The sequence below is a fragment of the Bowmanella yangjiangensis genome (assembly GCF_017255015.1).
Classification (GTDB): domain Bacteria; phylum Pseudomonadota; class Gammaproteobacteria; order Enterobacterales; family Alteromonadaceae; genus Bowmanella; species Bowmanella yangjiangensis.
The window spans coordinates 1-616 of the sequence record NZ_JAFKCS010000455.1 but is presented as its reverse complement, the minus strand read 5'-3'; the positions used below and the strand labels follow the sequence as shown (position 1 = coordinate 616).

The 616-nt window shown below is 53.9% G+C and carries 1 protein-coding gene; it reads left to right on the top strand.

The window, feature by feature from the left end; genetic code table 11:
• A partial coding sequence (locus J0A65_RS25115; protein ID WP_206596949.1) for a hypothetical protein occupies positions 1-349 on the top strand: 349 nt, incomplete at its 5' end.
• Positions 350-616: the final 267 nt, after the last annotated feature.

Below are 616 nucleotides of genomic sequence, written 5' to 3'. Positions count from 1 at the left end.
ACTTAACGCTATTCCCGATGGTCGCCGCGGTTCTCCAGGAGACTTTCTTGAGACCCAGATGCAGTCTGATGGAAAACTACTTTTCACGTTCTGGACAACAGGCGGTGGAGGTCATGTATGCCGACTGCATGGCTTGGCTGTACCCACTGAAAGTGGCGTTTTTGTATTTCGCGAAGCGGGATCCAAATGTGTGTTTCATCTGTTCGCAGAGAGCGATGCTCTTCGCACCGAGGATGTTGGCGAGCAGTGCCGGGAGGAGAGCTGCGGACCTAGAAACGTTTTCGGCAGCATGCGTTGGCCCCTGAACCAGACTCTTCCTCTTACGGATGAGATTCGCCCTACGTGGTAGTTGAGTCGCCCCAGATTTTGCAGGCACCTAATGACTGCTCCTGGCCGATAGCAACCGGTCACCAGCGTCTGCTACCGGCCAAAAGCAGTCATAAGTGTCTACAAATCAAGGGGCCATTCACATAGCGCGCCAAACAAGCGCGCTCGATTCATTAGGCATTTAACGCGTTACGTGCTGCTCCGATAAGGCCTTCCAGCCAGTCCTGATGGCCGTTGATCATCGGATTTGGCTTAGCGCGTGCAAGTTCCAACGCTGGTTCACCCTTCT